Annotated in this window: 25 protein-coding genes; 14 read left to right on the top strand and 11 right to left on the bottom strand. The window is 33.8% G+C overall.

Going from position 1 to position 23,947, the window contains the following annotated elements; translation table 11 throughout:
* Positions 1–747: an acyl-[acyl-carrier-protein] thioesterase gene (locus tag R9X47_RS20370; RefSeq protein ID WP_432662918.1), complete on the bottom strand. Its 747-nt coding sequence runs from the start codon at positions 745–747 to the stop codon at positions 1–3.
* A gap of 282 nt (positions 748–1,029) precedes the next feature.
* Here R9X47_RS20370 and R9X47_RS20375 point away from each other — a divergent pair, with 282 nt between their 5' ends.
* The 12 genes from R9X47_RS20375 to R9X47_RS20430 all read left to right on the top strand — a co-directional run bounded on the left by R9X47_RS20375 (position 1,030) and on the right by R9X47_RS20430 (position 14,794).
* A complete protein-coding gene (locus R9X47_RS20375) occupies positions 1,030–2,184 on the top strand; it encodes a sensor histidine kinase (RefSeq protein WP_432662919.1) in 1,155 nt (384 codons plus the stop codon).
* 24 nt (positions 2,185–2,208) lie between these two features.
* The gene (locus R9X47_RS20380) at positions 2,209–2,856 is read left to right on the top strand and encodes a response regulator transcription factor (protein ID WP_432662920.1); all 648 of its coding nucleotides are present in this window, start codon (positions 2,209–2,211) and stop codon (positions 2,854–2,856) included.
* Positions 2,857–2,905: 49 nt separating this feature from the next.
* Positions 2,906–4,318 carry a sigma-54 interaction domain-containing protein gene (locus tag R9X47_RS20385; protein ID WP_432662921.1) on the top strand — a complete coding sequence of 471 codons (1,413 nt, stop codon included), beginning with the start codon at positions 2,906–2,908 and terminating at the stop codon, positions 4,316–4,318.
* A gap of 247 nt (positions 4,319–4,565) precedes the next feature.
* On the top strand, positions 4,566–5,963 hold the full coding sequence (locus tag R9X47_RS20390; RefSeq protein ID WP_432662922.1) for a Na+/H+ antiporter NhaC family protein: 1,398 nt from the start codon (positions 4,566–4,568) through the stop codon (positions 5,961–5,963).
* Between the two features lie 31 nt (positions 5,964–5,994).
* On the top strand, positions 5,995–7,113 hold the full coding sequence (gene ald / locus R9X47_RS20395; RefSeq protein WP_432662923.1) for an alanine dehydrogenase: 1,119 nt from the start codon (positions 5,995–5,997) through the stop codon (positions 7,111–7,113).
* Positions 7,114–7,324: 211 nt separating this feature from the next.
* Entirely contained in the window at positions 7,325–8,293 is a 969-nt protein-coding gene (locus tag R9X47_RS20400; protein ID WP_432662924.1) for an ornithine cyclodeaminase family protein, read from the top strand.
* Positions 8,294–8,332: 39 nt separating this feature from the next.
* Positions 8,333–9,352 carry a proline racemase family protein gene (locus R9X47_RS20405; RefSeq protein WP_432662925.1) on the top strand — a complete coding sequence of 340 codons (1,020 nt, stop codon included), beginning with the start codon at positions 8,333–8,335 and terminating at the stop codon, positions 9,350–9,352.
* 125 nt (positions 9,353–9,477) lie between these two features.
* Positions 9,478–10,182, top strand: coding sequence for a FadR/GntR family transcriptional regulator (locus R9X47_RS20410; protein WP_432662926.1), 705 nt, complete (start codon positions 9,478–9,480; stop codon positions 10,180–10,182).
* 124 nt (positions 10,183–10,306) lie between these two features.
* Positions 10,307–11,314 (top strand): hypothetical protein, encoded by a 1,008-nt coding sequence (locus R9X47_RS20415; RefSeq protein WP_432662927.1) that lies wholly within the window; start codon positions 10,307–10,309, stop codon positions 11,312–11,314.
* Between the two features lie 10 nt (positions 11,315–11,324).
* Positions 11,325–12,260, top strand: a complete 936-nt coding sequence (locus R9X47_RS20420) for an ABC transporter ATP-binding protein (protein WP_432662928.1) — start codon at positions 11,325–11,327, stop codon at positions 12,258–12,260.
* 13 nt (positions 12,261–12,273) lie between these two features.
* Positions 12,274–13,629 (top strand): ABC transporter permease, encoded by a 1,356-nt coding sequence (locus R9X47_RS20425; RefSeq protein ID WP_432662929.1) that lies wholly within the window; start codon positions 12,274–12,276, stop codon positions 13,627–13,629.
* Positions 13,622–14,794 carry an ABC transporter permease gene (locus R9X47_RS20430; protein WP_432662930.1) on the top strand — a complete coding sequence of 391 codons (1,173 nt, stop codon included), beginning with the start codon at positions 13,622–13,624 and terminating at the stop codon, positions 14,792–14,794. The genes R9X47_RS20425 and R9X47_RS20430 overlap by 8 nt, the downstream gene beginning before the upstream one ends.
* A gap of 140 nt (positions 14,795–14,934) precedes the next feature.
* On the opposite strand, the gene R9X47_RS20435 is transcribed toward R9X47_RS20430, so the two are convergent.
* From R9X47_RS20435 to R9X47_RS20445, 3 genes are all read right to left on the bottom strand, one after another.
* A complete protein-coding gene (locus tag R9X47_RS20435; protein ID WP_432662931.1) occupies positions 14,935–15,678 on the bottom strand; it encodes a ferritin-like domain-containing protein in 744 nt (247 codons plus the stop codon).
* 111 nt (positions 15,679–15,789) lie between these two features.
* Positions 15,790–16,512, bottom strand: coding sequence for an AIR synthase related protein (locus R9X47_RS20440; protein WP_432662932.1), 723 nt, complete (start codon positions 16,510–16,512; stop codon positions 15,790–15,792).
* Positions 16,513–16,525: 13 nt separating this feature from the next.
* Positions 16,526–17,011: an ECF transporter S component gene (locus R9X47_RS20445; RefSeq protein WP_432662933.1), complete on the bottom strand. Its 486-nt coding sequence runs from the start codon at positions 17,009–17,011 to the stop codon at positions 16,526–16,528.
* Between the two features lie 131 nt (positions 17,012–17,142).
* Here R9X47_RS20445 and R9X47_RS20450 point away from each other — a divergent pair, with 131 nt between their 5' ends.
* Positions 17,143–17,832: a DUF421 domain-containing protein gene (locus R9X47_RS20450; protein WP_432662934.1), complete on the top strand. Its 690-nt coding sequence runs from the start codon at positions 17,143–17,145 to the stop codon at positions 17,830–17,832.
* A gap of 194 nt (positions 17,833–18,026) precedes the next feature.
* Here R9X47_RS20450 and R9X47_RS20455 read toward each other — a convergent pair whose 3' ends face one another.
* From R9X47_RS20455 to R9X47_RS20480, 6 genes are all read right to left on the bottom strand, one after another.
* Complete coding sequence (locus R9X47_RS20455; RefSeq protein ID WP_432662935.1) at positions 18,027–18,233, bottom strand: DUF1657 domain-containing protein; 207 nt, start codon at positions 18,231–18,233, stop codon at positions 18,027–18,029.
* Positions 18,234–18,261: 28 nt separating this feature from the next.
* Entirely contained in the window at positions 18,262–18,615 is a 354-nt protein-coding gene (gene spoVAE, locus R9X47_RS20460) for a stage V sporulation protein AE (protein ID WP_432662936.1), read from the bottom strand.
* 68 nt (positions 18,616–18,683) lie between these two features.
* A complete protein-coding gene (gene spoVAD / locus R9X47_RS20465; RefSeq protein WP_432662937.1) occupies positions 18,684–19,694 on the bottom strand; it encodes a stage V sporulation protein AD in 1,011 nt (336 codons plus the stop codon).
* Positions 19,695–20,174 carry a stage V sporulation protein AC gene (gene spoVAC, locus R9X47_RS20470; RefSeq protein ID WP_432662938.1) on the bottom strand — a complete coding sequence of 160 codons (480 nt, stop codon included), beginning with the start codon at positions 20,172–20,174 and terminating at the stop codon, positions 19,695–19,697.
* A 63-nt stretch (positions 20,175–20,237) separates the two neighbouring features.
* On the bottom strand, positions 20,238–21,098 hold the full coding sequence (locus R9X47_RS20475) for a DUF421 domain-containing protein (RefSeq protein ID WP_432662939.1): 861 nt from the start codon (positions 21,096–21,098) through the stop codon (positions 20,238–20,240).
* A 14-nt stretch (positions 21,099–21,112) separates the two neighbouring features.
* On the bottom strand, positions 21,113–21,319 hold the full coding sequence (locus tag R9X47_RS20480; protein WP_432662940.1) for a DUF1657 domain-containing protein: 207 nt from the start codon (positions 21,317–21,319) through the stop codon (positions 21,113–21,115).
* 252 nt (positions 21,320–21,571) lie between these two features.
* Between R9X47_RS20480 and R9X47_RS20485 the strand changes: the two genes are divergently transcribed.
* Positions 21,572–22,258, top strand: a complete 687-nt coding sequence (locus R9X47_RS20485) for a DUF421 domain-containing protein (RefSeq protein WP_432662941.1) — start codon at positions 21,572–21,574, stop codon at positions 22,256–22,258.
* Positions 22,259–22,344: 86 nt separating this feature from the next.
* Here R9X47_RS20485 and R9X47_RS20490 read toward each other — a convergent pair whose 3' ends face one another.
* A complete protein-coding gene (locus R9X47_RS20490; RefSeq protein ID WP_432662942.1) occupies positions 22,345–23,751 on the bottom strand; it encodes a phosphodiester glycosidase family protein in 1,407 nt (468 codons plus the stop codon).
* Positions 23,752–23,947: the final 196 nt, after the last annotated feature.

The raw sequence follows: 23,947 nt of genomic DNA on the forward strand, positions 1-23,947 counted from the left end.
TTACATATCAGACCACTGTACAGATGATTTAAATACCTTAGCATTTGTATGCTTATGTATACCTTCTATATAAAAACAACTATTAATATTTTCATATGGACCTTGAAAAATTTCAATTTCATCTCCGAATTTAACTTCCGATAAGAAATTTACTTGCATTTCTTTTATTTGTTTTTCATTAAAGGTATCTTTAGAAAAACTATCTAATATTAATTCAACGTACTTAACATTATTCATATGTTTGTTGATATCAATATCCATATATCCAGCCCTTTTGTTAAGGACAATATCTTTGCTTTGGGACTCTAAGATTTTCCCCGGGACTTCTAATAATGCATGTTCATCTTTGAAGTTACGTACCCTTTCTAAAAAAATCTTAGGTCTTTTGGGACGCATTTTTTTACTATCGATTATTAGCCATGCCGTGGTTGCTTTTCCGAGAACTTTGTCTTCTGAATTATAAATCTTAAAATCTCTTAGAGCAAAGAGTTTATCAATACCCTTAGGCCATGTTTCAACTTTTATTTTATCTCCTAGTTTAGGAAATTCTATCATTTCGATTTTTACCCTAGACAGAACCCAAAACAAACCTTCTTTAGATAACTCATCAAGACCTATACTCAGGCTATCAGCATGATTGGTGGCTACCTCCTGCATAAAATTAAAAATAGAACTCAGCTTTACTTTATTATTAAAATCGGTATCATATGTACGTATCTTAAAATTTTCAATCCACGCTAAATTCATATGTTTATTCTCTCCTTAATAGATATAAACTCGTTATATGTTATTTTTTAGAAAATGCTATCCAAAAATTCGGAGCTTTAATTCGAACATTTAAAAAAATGGTAATATACCTAAATTATAGCAGTAAATAACTACATTGTCATTATCAAGTTGGATAGACACGAAAGGGAATAGAACCTTTGTATTTTGATTTTGGAATGGTTACTTTGTAAAGGAATTCTTAAAAAAAGCTAGAATATTAATTATATGTATAAATACTCAATGTTTTTAGGAGAAATTTAAATGAATGAAAAAAGAAGATGGCTTTTGAGGCCAATTAAAATATTTTTTCTATCACTGCTTTTCTATATGGCAGTCTATTTTGAAAATGCCTCTGGAACTAGGTTATATATGCTCTTAGGATTGTTCGCAGTCTATATTATTTTAGGGATTGTCAGGAAGAGGCTATATCGTAATGAGATGTTGCTAAGTTGTTCATTCTTAATAGATATAGTCTTAGTCTATTTATTGGAGCATAATTCCAGATTTCTTATAAATTACTTTTTCCACTCCTTTTATATAGTGATCCTATTGGAGGTATCACTAACTCTTAAACGAGATAAGAGCTTAATTATAAGTATAATATCCGTTGGAGTATCACTGATAAAGTACATATTATTAATATCCTACAATAACAATCTTGCCAGTCTATCACAGATGGCATTTTTCCTATTGATAAATGCTTTGATATTGGTTATTGCAAATTTTGCTCAATATAATAGAGATGAAAAGGAAAAGAAGGAATTATTGTACAACGAGTTACTAAAAACCCATAAGAAGCTTAAGGAATATTCCGATAAGGTTGAGGAGCTTGCAGCACTAGAAGAGCGAAATCGTATAGCTAGGGACATACATGATACCCTAGGGCATAACATGACGGCCCTAATTATGCAGATGGAAATCTCTAGTCATATGATAGATGAGGATATTGATAAGACTAAGGAATTAATTGATAGTGCAAAGGAAATGGCAAGGCAAGGTCTACTAAGTGTAAGAAAGGTAGTTGAGACCTTAAGGATAGAAGAAACAAAAAAAGAAACAAATTCTATAGAATGTTTAATAGATGAATTTTCTAATGCAGCTGGTATAGAAATTGAATTTGAAACCATCGGAGAACTAACTAAAAGACATCCCAACATAGACATAGCATTATACAGAATCGTTCAAGAATCCCTGACCAATGCTGTAAGACATGGTAAGGCGACAAAGGTTGAGGTATGCATCACATATAAGAATGAGGCCATAGAGTTCGAAATTAAGGATAATGGTATCGGGGCCAAGCAAATAAAAGAAGGTTATGGTATAAAGGGTATGAAGGAAAGGATAACTAATTTGAGTGGAAAGGTAGAATTTGAATCGGGGAATGGATTTATTGTGAAGGGATATTTACCGAATTAGGAGTATGAAACTGGAGGTGGAAGCATGATAGATGTACTGCTTGTAGATGATCAAGAAATATTAACTGAGGGTCTAAAGATGATACTTGGTAAGGAAGAAGATATTAATATCTGTGGAATTGCAAACAATGGAAAGAAGGCATATGAGCTTTGCAAATGGAATAAACCACATATAGTTCTTATGGATATCAAGATGCCAGAACTGGACGGAGCAAGAGCAACGAAGCTTATAAAACAAGACTTTCCAGATACAAAGGTGATAGTACTGACAACCTTTAATGACGATGAATATATCTACGAGGCCTTAAAAAACGGAGCATCGGGATATTTATTAAAGGATGCTACCCCAGGAGAAATAGCTAGGGCTATTAGAACCGTATATGAAGGTGGGGCTTTGATACAACCGGAGGTAGCTACAAAGGTAATAAACAAATTTTCTGAAATGGCGAAGGGCTCGAGATGTGAGAACATTGATAAAAGAGTAGAACTCTTGACAAATAGGGAGAAGGATATATGTAGGCTGGTAGGGGATGGAAAGAATAATAAAGAGCTTGCAAAGGAGTTGTATCTAAGTGAAGGAACTATAAAGAATCATATTACAAAAATTTTAAGCAAGCTTGAACTCAGAGATAGAACACAACTTGCCATATTTGCGGTAAAGAATGACTTATAAATCTAAAGAATAATCAAAGTATAAAATAAGTTGTAAGGGAGTGTAAATTATGTCTTTTTCTAAATCTCCATTAGATTACATTGATGCGATCTTTATATCGGATACGAGAGGTAATATTGTTCACTCTGCTAGGTACAATAAACGGTTAGGAGAAAATGGCATAATAACAGATTATACAAAATATATAAACAAAAACATTTTAGAAATTTGTCCAAGCTTAAGGGCAGAAGACAGTTCTATATTGAGATGTTTAAAAGAAGGTCGACCAATATATAATGAATATCAAGAAGCCGTAAATCTAGAGAATACTGTGTTTGCTACTCAAAATCTGACTTTACCTATTATAAGTGGTGGAATTGTAATTGGAGCTATTGAACTATCTAAGGATATTACTAATATTGATCAAATTAGTAACCTAAAAATGAAAAACATTAATAATTCAAAACTTGAGATGGCAATTAATAAAGATTTATATAAATTTCAGGATATAGTTACAAAAAATAATAAAATGATAAAAAATATTGAAAAGGCAAAGCTGGCAAAAGATACATGGTCCCCTGTATTGATCTATGGAGAGACGGGAACCGGAAAAGAATTATATGCACAGTCAATTCACAGTGAAGGAATAAGGGAAAACAAACCATTTATTGCACAAAATTGTGCAGCACTACCGGAGACTTTATTTGAAAGTATTTTGTTTGGTTCGGAAAAAGGTGCTTTTACTGGAGCACTTGATAAGCCAGGACTATTTGAGTCTGCCAATGGAGGAACATTATTTCTAGATGAGATAAATTCAATGCCTATAGATCTACAGGCTAAACTACTAAGGGTTTTAGAAAATGGAAAAGTTAGAAGAATTGGTGGTACGAAGGATATAAGTGTAAATGTGAAAATTATTGCAGCCATGAATGAGAGTCCTATCGATGCAATAAAAAATAGAAAGTTAAGAGAGGATTTATTTTATCGTTTAAATGTAGTAAGTTTGAAATTACTTCCTTTGAGAAGTAGAGTAGAGGATATTGATCTATATGTTAATTATTTTATAGAAAAGTTTAATCATGCTATGGATAAATCTATTGATGGAGTAACTGACCAAGTAAAGGTGTTATTTTATAAATATCCTTGGCCTGGAAATGTTAGAGAGTTAAAGCACATAATTGAGTCAGCATCCCATTTTATTCGAGAGGGGAAAATTGATATACAACACTTACCTGCATATTTATTAGACTCTATTTTAGATGAAAGGCCTACTAAAATAGAATACTATGATGATAAAAATGTTACTTTTACTAAAGAGAAGGAAGGAAAGTCCTTATCTGAAATTGTAGGTGAGTATGAAAGAAAAATCATATTATCTACACTGATAAAAGCTGAGGGTAATGTTTCAAAAACTGCTAGATTCTTGGGAATTCCTAGACAGACACTAAAATATAAAATTCAAAAGCATAGCATTGAAATATAGACATGGCGAAAATTCGCCATGTTTTTTTTAGTGTGACAAATTTTCGCCACATTTTCACCAAAACTTGTCATGTTAAAAATAAGGCATTTTTTTGAAGCAAAGAGAGAATTGTAAAATTAATTGTGAAAATTGTTAATAATCTGAGAAAGTCAAATTATTAACAATAGATTTTTCTATTTTGGCACATGAATTGCTATATATAGCTAATAGTTTATCGCGATAAATAATTAATTATGGAGGTGCATATATGAGTGATTATGGAATTTTAGCAATATTGCCTGCATTGATTGCTGTTATTCTAGCTTTTGTAACTAGAGAAACCATACTGTCTTTATTAATAGCCTGTATAGTAGGACTATTTATAACGGGTGAAGGCCTAATGGGCTTATCTGGATTGTTTGGAAGAGCATTAGGCAATGGTGATTTTGTATGGGTACTAATGATTGAAGTTTTTATAGGATGTTTAGTGGCCTTCTTTCAGCTCACGGGATCTACGGAAGAATTTTCTCGTCAGGTTCAAGGGAAAATTGTTTCTCGAAAGCTTGTGCAACTATTTGGCTGGTTTTTAGGGATGTTTATATTTTTTAGTGATTATTTTTCACCTCTTTTTGTAGGACCCGTTATGAGAAACTTAACTGACAAAGCTAAAATATCAAGGGAAAAACTAGCTTATATCTGTGATTCAACCTCTGCACCAATGTGTGTTTTAGTACCTTTTAGTGCATGGGGTGTATATATCGCAGGACTCTTAGTAGGCCTGGGACCAATTGTTACAAATGATGAAGCAGTGGCTATTTTCTCAAAATCTGTCATATTCAATTTCTATGGTTTGTTTGCCGTAGGAATGGTAGCGTTGATAGCCTTAGGTATAATACCAGAATTTGGACCAATGAAAAGAGCAGAAGAAAGAGCATTAAAGGAAGGTAAACTAGTTGCAGATGGTTCAACTCCTATGATGGGTGTTGAATTATCAGAAATAAAGATGGCAGAAGAATTGGAAAAGCCAAGATTGTTTATAAACTTTATTTTACCGGTGCTTATAGTTATAGGCTTCGCATTAGGAACTTATGCAATTAAGGGGTCTGCTAAGACCTTAGAAGCTTTTATGTTTTCCGTTATATACTTATCTATTGCTCTAATAGTGCAAAAAGTACCTCCTAAAAAAGTAATAGAAACGGCTGTGCAAGGAATTAAGGGTGTAATGCCAGCAATCATTATTCTTGCCTTAGCATATAGTATAAACACAATTAGTAAAGATCTAGGAACTGCAAACTTTGTAATCGAATCGACAAAGGGATGGCTGACTCCAAAACTATTACCGTTACTAACTTTTGCCGTAGCAGCATTCATTTCATTTTCAACTGGAACATCATGGGGAACATATGCAATTATGATTCCGATATCAGTTCCGTTGGCATTTACGTTTAGTGGAAACGTTGTTAATACTTTAGTATACGCTACTATAGCAGCTGTAGCCGGTGGTGGAGTATTTGGTGATCACTGTTCACCTCTTTCAGATACAACAATACTTTCTTCCTTCGGAGCTGCCAGTGACCATATAGATCATGTTAAAACACAATTGCCCTATGCTTCAGTAGCGGCAGGTATAGCTCTAGTAGTATATTTTGTAATTGGATTGGTTTAATTATAACTTTAATAATTTGGAGGAGATAACAATGATAATAGGGGTGCCAAAAGAAGTAAAAAACAATGAATATAGAGTAGCAGTAACACCAGATGGAGTAAAAGAACTAGTTAAAAGAGATCATAAAGTCTATGTTGAGACTAATGCAGGGGTTGGAAGCGGTTTTTCAGATGAGGCCTATAGAAATGCTGGTGCTGAAATACTAAGTGATGCCAAGTCCGTTTATGACAAAGCAGAGATGATATATAAGGTTAAAGAAATATTACCTCAGGAGTATGATTATTTGAAAGAGAATCAAATTCTTTTGACTTATATTCATTCAAATGCATATAGAGAAGAAACCGATGTGCTGTTAGAAAAAAAAGTGTTAGGTATAGCCTATGAAGATATAACTGGAGATAAAACTAATTTTCCACTTCTCAAGCCAATGAGTGAAATAGCTGGTAAAGGCGGTTTACTAATGGCAATTCAATATTTACAAAAAATTAACGGTGGAAATGGAATCATGCTTGCAAGAGTACACGGAGTTAAAACTCCTGAAATAGCTATTATTGGAGCAGGAAATTCAGGTCTAGGGGCGGCAGAGCTAGCAGCAGGATTAGGAAATAAGGTTACAATATTAGATATTGACCTAGATCAATTAGAATATGCTAAAAATACTTTGCCTCCAAATGTTGAATTACTATATTCAAATGCAGAGAATATTGAAAAGTGTTTGAAAAGATCGGATGTAATAATCAATTGTATTTTATGGCCAAAGCATAGAAAAGATCATTTGATTTCTAGAGACATGCTTAAATTAATGAAAAAGAACTCTCTTATAGTTGATATAGCATGTGATGAGAAAGGTGCTATTGAAACCTGTAGAAGCACATCACATGATGACCCTATTTATGTTGAGGAAGGAATAACTCATTATTGTGTTGATAATATTCCATCGGCATTTTCACAGACGGCAACTACTTTATTGTGTAATTCAACTTTGCCATATGCAATTGAAATAGCTAATAAAGGTGCTGTTAAGGCTCTTAAAGAAAACAAACATTTAAGAAGCGGTTTATCGACTTACAATGGTAAGTTAACTTTAGAAGAAACAGGATTAAAACAAAATAGACCTTATAAAACTCCAGAAGAAGTCCTAAATATATAGTTTAGAAGCAAGGAGGATATATGTGATGTGAATATATTAATAAAGTATTAATGCTCGCCTTATGGCGAGCATTTTTTTAGAGGCAAAAATATGATAATGAGGAAAATTTAAAATAATTAAAAAATTTAAACATAATTAGAAGGAGTTTTAAATAAAATATTGAATATATAAAGTGTGGTCAGACCAGAAGCGTAAAAAGGAGGGAAATTTAATGCTATATTTGGGGCAAAAGGATATAGATAACCTTGTATCGTTTGATGAATTAATGGACAATATTGAATTGGCTTTTAAAATATATGAGAAAAAGGATTTTCAAATGCCAGATAGGATCCATTTACACCATAAAGAAGATACAGTCTTGTATATGCCATGCTTTACCGATAGTATATTTGGAACTAAGATAATAACTGTTTTTCAAAAGAATACAGAAAAGAAAATACCTGTAATTCAAGGGGTAATGCTTCTTAATGATGTAGATACGGGGAAGCCTATCGCTATAATTGACGGTGGGACTTTAACAGCATATAGAACTGGAGCAGTAGGTGGTGTGGGGGTTAGGCATACTACCGGAGAAAAGTGTCAGGCGGTAGGACTAGTAGGAGCAGGAATTCAAGGTTTTTATCAATTGTTGTTCACAGCGAAGGCAAGAAATATAAAAAGGATTTACGTATTTGATATTTTTAAGGAGAAGCTGAATTCTTTTAAAGAAAAGCTTTCTGAAAAACTGCCAGAGGTAGAGATAAATATTGTAGAAGATATTAGAGAACTAGTGGAAAAATCAGAAATAATTATTACAACTACTACATCAAATAAACCAGTATTACCCGACGATGAGAGTTTATTAAAGGGAAAACATATCGTTGCAATTGGCTCCTATAAGCCTGAGATGAGAGAATTACCGGAGGCTCTATTTAGGTTATTAGATGATATGTATATAGATACTGATTTTGCTATGGAAGAATCGGGGGATCTTACTACACCATTGAAAAATAATTGGATTAAGAAAGAACAAGTCAAACTCTTTAGTAAGCTATTATCAGATAAATCAAATATTGTAAATAAAAAAGGAAATACGACTTTATTTAAATCCGTAGGTATGGCACTATTTGATTTAGTGGTTGCGGAGTTTATATATATAAAAGCTATGGAGAAAGGAATTGGACAGAGTATAAACATGTGATAAAGATTAAATAATTTAGATTGAAGGGGGAATTTTAAAATGATGCATTTTAAGCACAGAATTGATTGTATTGATGCCCATACAGGAGGAGAGGCCTTAAGAATAGTAACTTCTGGTTTGCCGCCTATTCATGGGAAAACAATCCTTGAAAAGAGAGAATATATGCTGGAAAACTATGATCATTTGAGAAAGCTAATGATGCTAGAGCCAAGAGGTCATAGTGGAATGTATGGATGCATTCTCGTTGAGGCAGTTACTGAGGATGGAGACTTTGGTGTCTTGTTCACACACAATAAAGGATTAAGCTCAATGTGTGGACATGGAATCATTGCGATAACGAAGGTAGCTATTGAAATCGGAATGTTTGTGGCTCAGGAAGGAGAAAATATTGTTAAAATAGATACTCCAGCCGGTAGGGTTACGGCATATGCAGATGTGAAAAATGGAGAGGTTGAAAGGGTAAGATTCCAAAATGTACCTTGTTTTGTATATAGAGAAAATATCAAAGTGGATGTAGATGGCATAGGAGAAATCATAGTCGATGTCGTTTACTGTGGTGCCTTCTATGTATATTTAGATGTTAGTAAGATAGGTCTAAAGGTAACCCCAGAATATGCGGAGCAGTTAGTAAAAATAGGAATGGAGATAAAGCATAAGGTTATGGCTGTTATGGAATTTAATCATCCGACCTCTGGCGTAAATTGGCTTTATGGAACTATTTTCTTCGAAAAGCCAGTTAGAGAAGAGAATAAGGTTATAACAAAGAACGTGTGTATTTTTGCCGATGGACAAATAGATAGATCTCCTACGGGTACTGGAACCGGTGGAAGAGTTGCACTTCATTACCATACTGGGGAATTAAATAGAGACGAGGTTCTTGTAAATAAAAGCATCATTGATACTGTGATGGAAGGTAAGATTGTCGAAGAAACAAAGGTTGGAGAGTATGATGCTGTTGTTACTGAAGTATCTGGAACTGCACACATCATGGGCTTCAATCAATTGGTACTTGACCCAGATGATCCACTACCAGAAGGGTTTAGAATCATAGGATCATAAGTGGAGTTAAAGGGGGAAGTTTCATAAGATGTATTTATGAAATATCCCCTTTTTTAACAAAATCCTTGAATTCTCCTGTTTTTATGATAAAATTTGGGTAACTATGAATGAAAGAGTTGAAAATTATGACTAACAGCTTAGGTAGCACACCCTTTAATATCGCTGAGTATATAAAAAAAGAAATTAACGAAGGAAGATTGAAGCCAGGGGATAAATTACCCTCAGAACGAGAGCTTGTCAAGACGCTAGGTGTTAGTAGATCCTCTGTTAGGGAGGCTATAAAATCCTTAACAACTATGGGATATCTTGAGCCCATAAAGCGGAGAGGAACATTTATTTCTGAAAAATATAAGGAAAATAAATATGCCAATTCTCAGCTAAACAGCATTTTAAATAGAGCACCTATTTTTGATTTAATGGAAGTACGTATGTTTCTAGAAGAAAAATTCATTTCTCTTGCTGTAAATAGATGCACAGATGAGGATATAGAGAGATTGAATGCTGCGCTGGAGAAAATGAAGATGCCTAGCGAAGATATAAATAACTTTTTTCTAGGGGATATGGATTTTCACTTTGCCCTTGCAGAGGCTACCCATAATATTGTCATTATTGAACTAATGAAGGTTATCAAAAAACGAATATATGATGACAAAGAGCAGTTTAAAGCAGCGGGTATAGAAACCAGAGAGAAGACCATTGAAGCCTTTGAAAAAATTATTCATCATATAAAGGAAAAGAATGTAGCAGAGGCGGAATTACTATATCATAATCATATATACTTAGTTGAAAGCTTCTTTAAAAAATCCTTAAATGGGGAAGAGTATGATTAATATCTGTAAAAATAATGCAAAAAGTCATACCTTTAATAATAGATATGTGAGAAGAGATACAAGAAAAAGTATCTCTTTTTTTATACAATATAGTTAAATAAAAACGCAAAGGGTGAGGATTATCATGAAAAGAGTATTACTAGTCTTACTTTCAGTTATACTCATAATCTCATTAGTTGCCTGCAAGAAGAATGATTTTGATGCATATATCAAGGCTGTAAACAAGACTAATGAGATTAAAAGAGGCCAGGAGTCAATAAACTACAAAATGAATATAGATTTTGATACGGAGGGGCTAACAAGTGAAGAGATAAAGGATTTGAAATACTTTAAAAATTTTGAGTCAAAGTTTAACTTAACCTTTGATAATGATTTAAACAAAACCATAGGAAGAAATTACTTCAACTTTGGTGGGCTTGGCTTTGATATGACCTTTTATAATAATGGAAAAGAAAGCTTTATAAAGATGCCGATACTAGGCAAGTATTTGGTGCTTGATGAAAAGCTAATGGGAAATTATTTAGAAGATAAAGACATTAAAAATGAAGGTAAAGAATGTATTTCAGAGAAAACTATTGAAGAATTAGGCCAAAATTGGATTGATACCATAAAAAGAGATGATGTATTTGCTGGAAAAGATAGTGTAATGACAACACCTGAAGGAGAAGTAAAGGTTACTGAGTATACTATTAAATTAACTGGAGAGCAGTTTAAGAAGCTCTTAACTGAGTCGGGAGATATTTTATTAAAGGATAAAGAGCTTAAGGAAACCATAGAAGCATATGTAAGGAAGTCCGTGAAAGAGGAGCTGGATTTCAACTTTAACGATGCCATAAGTAACTTTAAAGAAGCTATAAAAGAAAGCAAGTTTGAAAATCTATCATATATAGCATTTATAGATATAGATGGGTATATAGTTAAAGAAAAAATTGAATTTAATATAAGATTTACGGGGGAAAAGCATGAGGGAATGAACGGTTTTGAATATTATCTAGAAATGAATCGTTGGGATATTGAAAAGGAACAAGAATTTAAGTTTCCAGAGCTTACTGAAGAAAATACCATGGACACCGATGAAATAGATCAAGGTATACCATTCATGTTTGAAAGTCTCTTTGAGAAGAAGGAATAGGAGGATGAATATGACTCTACTTAAGGCCACTGACCTAAAGAAGTATTTTAAAAATGTAAAAGCAGTAGATGGAATAAATTTCGAAGTTAAAAAAGGAGAAGTATTCGGACTTCTTGGACCGAACGGAGCAGGAAAGTCTACGACAATATCTATGATATCAACCCTTATAAACCCTAACTATGGAGACATAATATACAAGGGTAAAAGTATATTAAAGGAACCCAGAGTCTTGCAGAAAAGTCTAGGAGTAGTTCCACAGGATATAGCATTGTATCCAACCCTTACTGGGAATGAAAACTTGAGGTTTTGGGGAAATGTATATGGTTTAAAGGGTAAGGAGTTAAAAAGAAGGATTGAAGAAGTAGCTGAAATCATAGGAATTAAGGATAGGTTGAAGGACAAAATCGAAAAGTATTCCGGTGGAATGAAAAGAAGAATAAATATAGGATCTGCTCTTTTGCATAAACCGGAGCTTCTTATAATGGATGAGCCTACCGTTGGGATAGATCCCCAGTCAAGAAACCATATCTTAGATACTGTTTTAGAGCTTAATAGAGAAGGAATGACTATTATATATACTAGTCATTATATGGAGGAGGTAGAATACCTCTGTAGTAGAATAAGTATTATGGATAAAGGAAAGATTATTGCATCGGGAACTAAGGAGGAACTAATAGATACCATAAAAGGAAGTAAGAGAATCAGCTTAAGCTTTGATAGGATAACTGAGAAGCTGATTGGCGGTATAAAGGAGATAAGCTATATAGATAAGGTTGAAATAATTGAAGAAGAGATAGTTTTAACTACTGTTAATGGAGAAACAATTTTTAAAGATATCCTGAGTAAGGTGAGTGAAACAGATAGCAATATAATCTCCATAGATGTTAAAAATCCTAATCTAGAAGAGGTATTTTTGCACCTAACCGGTAGAGCATTAAGGGATTAGGAGGGAGGCATAGATGAGAGTAATAGATATATTAAGAAAGGATTTAAAGATAATTCTAAGTGACCGGAAAGCATTGGCAACAATGATACTTATGCCAATAATACTTTGCACTATACTTAGCTTTGCCCTAAGTGGTTCATTTATAGGCGGTGGTGTGGGAAATCTAGCAAAATTTCAAATAGCCATAGTGAAAGAATACAATGTAGATGAAAATATGAAAAAAATTGAAGATAGTTTGAATGGGGGCTTTTTAGGTTCAAATCTAAAAGATGATGATAAGGAACAGTTAATTGAATCGGCCAAGGGTCTAAGTGTAGAAGAAATATTTTTCGATAAATTCCTTGAAAATGATGAGCTTAAAAAGGTAGTTGAGTATAGAGTTGAAGATAGAGAGACTGCAATGGAGCTGTTAGAGAATAAAGAGGTTGCAGGTGTTGTAGTTTTACCGGAAAATTTCATTTATGATATGACCATTAACTTTATTACTCCCTTTAGAAACATCATTGATATAGAGGTATTTGGAAATGCTGAATATACCATAGGAGCACAGGTGACCGAGGGGATAGTTAGCGGATTTACTGATATGGTTTCCTCTATGATAATCGGAAAGAATGTATTTATTGAGACTGCCCTTGAAGAGGGAATTGGTCAGACTGCTTTTGAAGATATGGAAACTATTATTAATGGAATTACTGACAATATAGAAAGTTTAAGAATTGATATTGAATATTTAAAGTTAGAAGGAAAGAACCCGGTTTCAAGTTTTCAATATTATGCAGCCGCCATGGGAACGATGTTCATCCTATTTGCTGCCGGTTATGGAAGTAGAACACTACTTGAAGAAAAGGATAATATGACCTATCAAAGAATGGTTATGGCTGGTACGGCAAAGTGGAAGATTGTAGCGGGTAAGTTTTTCATGATATTTGTATTCTCATTTTTGCAAATAACTATTATGATACTGTATTCTAGTATTATTCTAAAAGTAAATTGGGGTAATACATTTACCGTTGCGATTATAAGCATTTTTACAATGTTTGCAGTGGCTGGGCTTGGAACAATGATTGGAGTGGCAACCTTTAAATCAGGAAACTACAAGATGTCCGTTGCCTTTGATAGTGTAATAATTCAAATAATGGCATTGGTTGGAGGAAGCTTTATACCCCTCGAGATACTACCTAAGTTTATGCAAAGGTTGAGTATACTGTCTATTAATGGTATTGCACTGAAATCATACCTAAAGGCTATGATGGGATACGGTATAGGTGAGTTGAAAATATACCTTCTAGTACTTTTGGGCTTAGGAACGGTCTTTATATCCTTAGCTATATTTATTCTAAGGAGAAAGGAGGGTGCGAAGCATGCTTAGCATACTTAAACTAAGGATTCTGAGACTGCGGGATGAATATCTGATAATCGTAATTATGACAGTAATGGCATTAGGGCTTACGGCTGTATTTGGAACATCGGGTATTGACAAATATCAGCCAAAAGTTTTATTGATTGATCAGGACGATAGCAGATATTCTCAGCTTCTTATAAATGACCTTAAAAATGATCCCACCTTTCAATACGAGATGAGTGAATATGATAATGCTATAAGACTAGTAGATGAAGGCAAGGCCTTAACGGCTGTTGTTCTAAATAGTGGTTTTGGTAGTAGTATTGATAAGGGTGAAGTTCCTAAAATTGAGATTTTAAAGATTAAAGAGGATAGATATATATTTACCTTGGAAAACCTATTATTTAATATATCTACTAAAATGATTACAAATATACAAATATCAGAGATGACAGCAGATTATATAGGAGAGCTTAAGGATATCGATAGAAAAGACCTTATTAACCGAGTATATGATAGAACTAGAGAATCTTGGAGCTACAGAAAACCAATTGAAGTAAAAAGAGAAATGATAGGTACAGAAAGCGATGGTAACTTTAACTATTTAAAGCATTCTATGATAGGATTTTCTATATTGTTTTCAACCTATACAGTGGTATTTAGTATCGGAACTATATTAAACGATAGACAATACAATACATGGCAGAGAATGCTAATATCGCCGATATCAAAGGCCTCACTACTCGGTGGTAGTATGGTAGCTGCCTATATAATAGGCATATTTCAGATTAGTATACTGATTATTGGAGGAAAGTTTATATTTGCTATAGACTGGGGTTCGAGTATTGTTGGAATTATGTTGATAGCAGCGGCTTTTGTATTTACAATGACATGCTTTGGTCTGTTTTTATCGGGGATTGTTAAGACCCATGCTCAGCTTTCAGCTATTACTCCCGTGGTACTGACAAGTACTGCAATGTTAGGTGGATGTATGTGGCCACTAGAAATCATAACCTCAAAGATATTATTAGTGATTGCAAATATTACCCCGCATAAATGGGCTGTTGAAGGAATGAAAAAAATAGCAATCGATGGCTATGGCTTTGAAGCTGCTCTTATGCCTTCGATGATACTAGCCGGGATGGGAATTTTCTTCTTTGCTGTAGGGATTAAATTAGTAAGGTTTGAATAATTATATATATGGTTTACATAGTAAAACTTAATTTGCACATGTACAAATTAAGTTTTACTATGAATTCTATATAGTCACCGATTCAAAGTTGCAAATTTAAAGAAAAAGGTTGTATGAAAACTTGTAACTATAGAACTGATTTAGTCGTTTTCCTCGTCATCTTCCCAACAGGCAGCTTTTTTAAAAGCATCATTTGGACTATATCCTGACCCTACTAAAAGGCTTGCAAGTATAACTTCCTTTGGATCACAGGACTCGCATTCAGCTTCTTCAATAAGGGGATCAATCAGTTTTTCCCATTCTTCAAGAGTATAAGTTTTCTTATTAGTTCTATTACCGCTATCGAGGCAATTTGTTGATACTTCTTCCTCGTCTTCTTCATCATCACCTTCTTCTTGAGGGCATTCTGGATTTACTAAGTTTGTAGTATAGAGAAAATTGTATTCTCCAGAGTGCATTAGTTCATCGGTAATGATATCAAATAGAATGTCTCTCTGATGACGTGTGGGAAGTCCCTTTCTTATCTCACGATATTTCTCTACATCTGCAAAAGACTTGAACAATGCAATTACAATACCATCAATATAACTTGCTGGCTTTTTAAAATCAACATCTTCATCTACCTGTATATCCATTCCAGTGTAGTCCTTGTAAATCTGTCTAAGCATTTGATAATGTTTTATTTCATCATCTCTAATTGAGCTTAATATATCCTTGTCCGCCTTTGTTGGTGAAATGCTAATTAAGTAATCATAGAATAGCTCATCCTTCTTTGATCCTTGAACAACTTCCTTGATCAACTTAAGGGAGTTATCTAGCGCTTCTTGATTATGTGAAGGAGTCGTCATATGTCTATATCCTATATAAGGGTTTGAATGATACATAATAAATTTCCCTCCTAAAATAGTCAATATTAATACATAATATGAATTAGCCATTGACATTGACACCTTTTGTTTTTTAAATTAAAAAAGTAGAGGATTAATTTCCCTCTACTAAGCTATCTTACCAATGAAATTGATAGGAATATCAAATAGATGTTCTATTTTCTCTTTACTAACGACAATAATGACTGTGCAAGGGCCTGCAGACTTGTGGATATCTATATGAATATCATCCGTATAATCGATTTTCATATCATAAGCTTCACTAAGCTTATCTAGCTCTCCATTTATTCCACAGGAACCAACAGGAATAGCTTCATTAATAGATTTATTTTTTAATAATTCCTGTAGCATTTTGATATTTGCTATTGAAGCCTCATTTTGTATTACTTCATTTCCAATGCTAGGAATACCTACAGCATATATATAATTCCCAGGGGATATTTTATTTAATAAAATATCATCTTTATCTACGATTCCAATTACAGTTATCCCTAATGCTGTCATTGAAGTCTCCGTATTTTTCTCAGTACTTATAGTAAGTTGGACATCCAAACTTGCTTCAGATAGTTCATTCCTTATTCCATCTAGGATTTCTTCCCCCGTTGGATTAGGTTCATTACATATGTTTGCTGTAAGGGCTACGGGCTTAGCACCTATAGATAAAACCTCCATAAGGCCGACACGGGTAGTATATTTTCCCGTAATACTATAGGGGACTTTGACAATGTCATGTTCCTTAAGGCCTATGGCACCACATGAGTCACAGGCAATAGCTATGTACTGATCTTCATTAACCTTTATAAAATCTACATCTCTGTGTTTATAATTCATTTTATCGAATCCCCTACTTATTAAATAGTGATTTTTTTAGTGGCGTGTATACTAAAATAGAAAGAATTACGTTTAAAGCACTTCCTGCTAATAAAAATGGAGTTACTGTAAGGAAAAATGGCCAACCAAATTGAGGTAATAGTAATAATACAAGGGGAGATACTACACCATTTAATAGTGTTCCCACAACAGCAGCCACAAATAGATTGGTTTTCTTATATGTAAAGCTGTATAAATAAACTGAAATAAACATCATAACTGCTACTATTAAGTGAACCGGAACAGTTAGATAAAAGCCTTTATTTGAAGCGATTAAGATATGACCTATAAAGGCAATTATTCCACCTTCTAGACCACCTAGAACAAGTCCTGCTAAATATCCTGACATAGAATCTAGACCCAATGTACCAACAGGACTTGGAATTGGAATATAAGATCCAATAAAGCTAAGTGCGATAAACATTGCCATAAGAACTAGTTTTTTTGTATTACCCTTCATTATTTTCCTCCTATTAAAAAAGTTAATATAGTCAATAATAAGTATATTAAGTTTTTTGCATAATTTCAATTCAAATTTATAAACATAAGCTTACAAGTAAAATCTAAATACAAATTGAAAGGATGAAATTATTGGAGTTACGGTTTTTAGGAAATTTGACCCTTGAATTAATCTTGGGCTTTTTTGCTCTTTTGTTAATAACTAAGGTTTTAGGTAAGACGCAGATAAATCAGGTGACTCCCTTTGATTTTATTTCTTCCTTAGTATTAGGAGAGCTTTTGGGAAATGCAGTTTACGATAAAGATATTAATTTAGTTACAATTCTATATACGATTTTCCTATGGACATTTCTAATATATCTAATAGAAAAAATCACACAGAAATTTAGAAAAACTAGAAAATTTTTTGAAGGTGAGCCGGCAGTTTTAATTAATAATGGTCAGATTGACTTTGATGAATTAAAGAAAGAAAAACTAGATATAAATGAACTGATGAGTATGCTCAGAGGAAGGGATATATTTTCAGTCAGGGAGGTAGAGTATGCTATCTTAGAGCCAAATGGTTCTTTAAGTATCTTAAAAAAGCCAAAGTATGATATTCCCACAAAGGATGACCTAAACTTGATTGTCAAACCTGCTTATTTACCAGTGGCATTCATATTAGACAAAGAAATTATGCTTCATAATCTTAAAACATGTGGTTTTGATGAAAAGTGGCTGATTAATCAGCTGAAGAATCAAGGAATAAGAGGTGTAGAGGAAGTTTTTTTTGCGGAGTGGAAGATGGATGAAGGTCTACATATCGTACGCTTCAAAAAGTAAATTAAACAAGAATTGTCCAGGAATATAAAAGGGGCTTACTCATAAAAGTTTCTTATGAGTTCAGCCCCAGGGTGTTTCAGAATGAGTGAAGTTCAAGGTTTTGAAATTTCAACGGTTTGGCTAGTACTAACGTACGTGCCAAGTCGGTGAATATTTCAAATAACGTAGAAATTCGCCATTATGAGACACCCTGCTTATTGTTGTTTATACTGAGGTTCTTGACCTTCTATGTACTGTTGTCTTTGTTTCAAAGTTTGAAGTGCACTTTCAAGATTCTGAGAAATCTGATTATATTGCTGTTTTGCTTGCTGATCCTGTGTCTCAAGAGCAAAGGACTTCATTGTAGCAGCAGCACTTTGTATAGATGCAATTACTTGCTGCATTTGAGTTCCGACTGTCAAAATTATCACCTCCCTTCAAATGATTTTTCTACCCTTTCGGCTTAAAAATCAAGGAACCTAAAAAGGCAAATATTAATGCAGCAGATATACCTGCACTGGTAACTTCAAAAATACCCGTAAGTACACCAACGATTCCATTGCGTTTAGCTTCAGCTAAAGCTCCTTTTACCAAGGAATTTCCAAAGCTGCTTATTGGGACAGAGGCACCTGCACCAGCAAATTTAATGAGTGGCTCGTATAATCCAAAGCCTCCTAAAATGGCTCCTATTACAACTAATGTACTCGTTGTATGGGCAGGAGTAAGCTTAAAAACGTCCATCATGATCTGTGCAACAACACAGATACATCCACCAATCACAAAGGCCCAAAAAAATTTTTCCATAAATCGAAACACCTCGCTTCTATAGTCATGACATCTTAAAATTTGTTAATCTTTGAAATGCCATTACTTTATATCTCTATGGATACTGCATGGGCAATGCATGGGATACTTTCTTTTTGTTGATATGACATTGGAGACAATAAAGCTCCCGTGGCTACAACTAGAATTCTTTTTAGTTCCTTCCTTCGCATGCGATTGAGGAAGTGACCAAAGGTAACTGTTGCAGAAGATGCACAGCCACTAGCTCCAGACATTAATGACATAGAGGGCTGATCTTCTTTATATATCAATAGCCCACAATCAGTAAACTTATCCTTTGGAATCTGAAAACCATGTTCTGCTAATAAATCAGAAGCTATTTTATGGCCTAACTTACCGAGATCACCTGTTGCGATGATGTCATAATAAGACGCATCAACATTTAAATCTCTAAAATGAGCTTCAATGGTATCAACGGCTGCAGGTGCCATGGCTGCTCCCATATTAAAGGGATCAGAAATACCCATATCTACTATACGTCCTATAGTAGCCGAGGTAACATGAGGACCCTGGCCCTTATTACCGACTAAAGCTGCTCCAGCTCCTGTTACAGTCCATTGAGCATAAGGAGGTTTCTGAGCTCCATATTCTGTAGGATACCTATACTGTTTTTCAGCAGCGGCATTGTGGCTAGAGGCTGCAGCTATGACATAATTTGCAGAATTACTATCAACTAACATAGAAGCTAGTGCCAATCCTTCCATTGAGCTAGAGCAAGCTCCATAAATCCCAAGAAAGGGGACACCTAAAGTACGGGCAGCAAAGCTGCTCGAGATAATTTGATTCATGAGATCGCCACTTATAAAAAATTGAATATCTTCCTTTTTTAAGCCAGCTTTTTCAATAGATTTTTCACATGCTTCTTCCAATAGCTTTTTTTCTGCCTTTTCAAAGCTATCCTGTCCAATCCAAATGTCTTCATGGAGAATATCAAAATCTTCGGCTAGAGCGCCCTTGGATTCAAAGGGACCTCCCACAGCTGCAGAAGATAATATGACGGGTTTAGAATTGAAAACCCACGATTGATGACCTTTAATCATTTACATCCCACCTAATGCCTGAATAGTAATCTTTATTATCGCAACAACAAAAGCTGAAAAAACCCCAAGAACGATTACAGGGCCCGATAGTTTAAACATATTTCCACCAACACCAAGGACATATCCTTCACTACGATGTTCAATTGCTGAAGATGCCATGGTATTAGCAAAGCCTGTAACTGGAATAATTGTTCCGGCACCAGCCCATTGGGCTATGTGATCATATACACCGAAACCTGTAAGCAGAACAGAAATAATAATCAAAACCGCTACAGTAGGGTTCCCAGCTGTTAGTTCTGTGAAATTAAAATACTTAATAAACATCCACTGAAATCCTTGACCAATGGTACAAATGGTTCCGCCAACGAGAAAGGCCCTAAAGCAGTTACGTAGGACAGGACGTTTTGGTTCCCTTTCTTTAGCAAATTTTTGATATTTCTGTTGAGTTGGAGTTAAATTCTTATTTTTCTTACTAGACATATGCTCATCACCTTCTATATGTAAATAACAAATATTAAAATTTGCAAGTTCTTACACTTTAATTTAACGTAATAAGTAGGGTTTAAGTTTTTCTAAGATTTTTTGAAGCTTTTCAGCATCAGTTGCATACATAGATTTAGCCTGCTCATTTTCAGTTTCCAAAGAAAAGGTAAGTAAATCTGCTTGGCTTTTTTCAAGATTGGCGTAAAGCATTTCTTTAACCTTTGGCTCAGGAATCTGTATAGAATCATCAAATAAGTCTACATATAAATCTCCCGATGAATCTACCTGTCCAATAAAGACATTGTCTAAAGATATTCCCATACCTTCGAGCTGAGTGTTTAGCCATCTTTGATTTAGGCCCATATTGCTTAAGGATTCATCAATTATGTTGCCATCTAGAATTACTGTTTGAGGAGCAGACCGAGGTGAAACCTTCTTTCCAAGATCATAGGGGGTAACAGGTGTTTTTTCAGATTTTAAAAGTACATTCATCTCTCCCGTTGGTTCCATAACAGCAAACTCAACATCTGCTAGATTGAATACATTTTTGAAGCGTAATTCCTTAAGGAGTTCTTCACCTGTCAATCTTAGATCTTTTAAATTTTCCTCCATTACTTTTCCTTGCTTAACTAAAATAGTTTCCCTACCATTTACCAAGTCGTGTATTACTTTACTCCTTAGTGATAAGTAATCTAAGGCAATGGAAAATAGAATCCACACTCCTAAAGCGATAAAGCCAAAAGCTATGTTTTTAATTATATTTGCTGAAATTAGAGCCGCAAGGATTCCAATGACAGAATAACTTACAAAATGAAAAGGTGTCATACGAGCTATTTGTCTTTTTCCCATAATTCTAACTAGTATTAGTACTAGAAAAAAAAGGAACGTAGATCTAAGTAATATTTCAATCCAATCATTCATTGTCGATACCTCGCTTAATAACCCTTATATTGTGGTTCTTCGTACTCTAAGTGCTTTAGCCTTTCTTCTAAATCATTAATAATGGTATTTGTTATTTCTAATGCTTCCTTGTATGCTGCTTTTGCGCTTTTATCTTGAGTCTGTAATGAATAAATCCTTAAGGTGCCTTGAGTGCCCTTTAAACTTGCCAGAGTCTGTTTAACCTGAGAACCAACTGTCATTTATAACAGCCTCCTTTAAATAAAAATTCCTGTTGAATATATTTTTACAAATTTTTACCTTGAATATTATTAGATATATTTTCCAAAAATTATATTCTAGGATAATGTAAGGTTACATTCATAGTATTTGTACTTTTATTTAGAGATATTTATTAAAGACATATATATCATTCTGTTATATCATTCTGTGATCTGGGAAAATATATATCATATATTCTTAAAGCATAAAAAGAAAAGGAGATGAAGAGTAGAATGAGATTTTTAAATATAATTATTGAGTTATTCCTAGGTTTTATAGCACTATTTATTATTACTAAGATCATTGGGAAAAGGCAAATAAGCCAAATTACTCCATTCGACTTCATCTCTGCAATTGTACTAGGAGAGCTATTGGGAAATGCTATATATGATGAAGACATTGGGCTAATCCATATTGTAAGTACCTTGTGTTTATGGGGACTTTTAATGTTTACCGTTGAAATGATCACACAAAAGTCATTAAAAACAAGAGGCTTTTTAGAGGGAAATCCATCAATAGTTATTCGTAATGGTATGATTGATCGTAATGAACTAAGAAAAAATCGAATAGATATAAATGAATTACAAAATCTTCTAAGACAAAAAGATGTATTTTCTATACGTGAGGTTGAATATGGAATTTTGGAAGCCGATGGAAAGGTAACAGTACTGAAGAAGTCAAAATATGCACAGCCAACTTTAAAAGATTTGAACTTACAACAAAAGCCTGTATATTTGCCAGTAACATTAATTAGTGATGGAGAAGTCCTGTGGGACAATCTGAGGGATAGTGGACACAATGAGAAATGGTTGGAAAATGAATTAAGCAAGTACAATATTAATAATGTAAAACAGGTCTTTTATGCAGAATGGATGAAAGATGAGGGAATGCATATTGTACCTTTAAAAAATGATAAGTAACTATTCTCTTGGCAGGATGAATATTAGTGTTATATTGATTTTAAACTAAGAGTGTCTCATAAAGTCTTCTTATGAGACACTCCAACTTATTCTGCCAAAACTTTTATGTCAATAGAAGCAGTTTTCCCCTCATAAGTTACAGTTACAGTTCCTTGTCCAGTAGTTTTAGGAACAAATTTGTTTTTAATAAATTCACCATTTACACCCTGTACTTTCCACTTAGCTTTAGCCAGATTAATTTCAACGGGATTATAATTTTCATCATAGCCCTTTACAGTAAAAGCCATAGAAGAACCTAGGGCGATGTTTTTATCTTTGCAGTCTATTAGTATTTTCTTAAGATCAGATTTAGGACTAGTGTTAAGTACTGCTAGACCATTCATAACTCTTCTATTACGACCGCCTACTAGAGTTAAATCACTTTCACCAATATTTCTAATCAGCATTCCGGTGGATATCCCACCATCAAGATTTATTCCATTGTAAGCACCAAGCTCCAGTAGAATTTTAGCCAGTTCTTTTTGTTTTACACCTATATAGGGTGATTTCTTACTAATAGTTAGAATAATTATTTCTGATTTATCCTTGGTTATACCTAGGGCAGTTCTTGCATATCTTCCTCGAACTTCAAGACTAAAGGTACTTGGGATATTTCCATCCCTAAGTATTACTGCTCCACCGCCTATAGATAGATCAAGATTTTCAAATGAAGGATCGCTTTCAACTTCTAATGAAACTTTATCATCTATTGAGAAATTATTTAATATAAATTCCTTTTCCAAGTCCGTAGCAGCTACTATGTAGCCATCTTTAGGAATTTCTATAGCCTCCAAATTGTTTCTAATTTCTTTAACCTTGTTATCCACTATAACCATCTCAACTATATTGTCATGGATCTTCTTACCGAAGGAAAAGTCACCCCATGCTTTGTCTAGAAGAATTATATTCCTATCTACATAGGACTTATTTTTATACTTAATGTCCAGTACATAATTATTTTTAGTATTTATAAGCTTCAGAGTATTGTTTTTCCAATAGTCTATGGAGGGAGTACCTTTTTTATTGATGTTGAAGGTGGCAAATTCGGGACAATTTTTTGATGAGGTTATAAGATTACCATTCCTAACTATAGGACCTATTGTTGAATCAGCCCTTGTATCATAGAAGTCTCCATTAATTACTCCGATGATTTTACTACTTGATTCATTCTTTGATGCAAATCCCGTTAAAGAGTCTTTTTCCGATATACCTTCTTTGCTGACTAGTACGTCTAAAGAAGTATATTCATCCTTAAGGTTGATTCTTAGTACATCCATATTCACCCAACCATTATCAGTTAATCGTAATATTTTGCCATGTACGACACCTTTAGAGAGTCTTTCCGAGTATTGTATCTCGTAAGCATTAGTAAGTTCGGCATATGAAAGAGTAATAAATGCATTGAAAAATATAGCTATAATCATTAAGCCTATCAAGTAACTCTTAGACCTCAAAATAGAAAACCTCCAATCAAGTATATTTATTTCCTTAGTAAAATGCAGTAAAACAAGTACAAGACAATCTTACCATATATTTACACGGGAAATTCTTAAATTTTTCTTTCTTTGATAGAGGGAACAACAGCTAAAAAGATGGAAGGGAATGTAAGCACAAAATTGTAATTTATTAAACCAGATTTTGTTTTCTGTA

It is taken from the genome of Wukongibacter baidiensis, from assembly GCF_050888315.1.
GTDB lineage: Bacteria > Bacillota > Clostridia > Peptostreptococcales > Caminicellaceae > Wukongibacter > Wukongibacter baidiensis.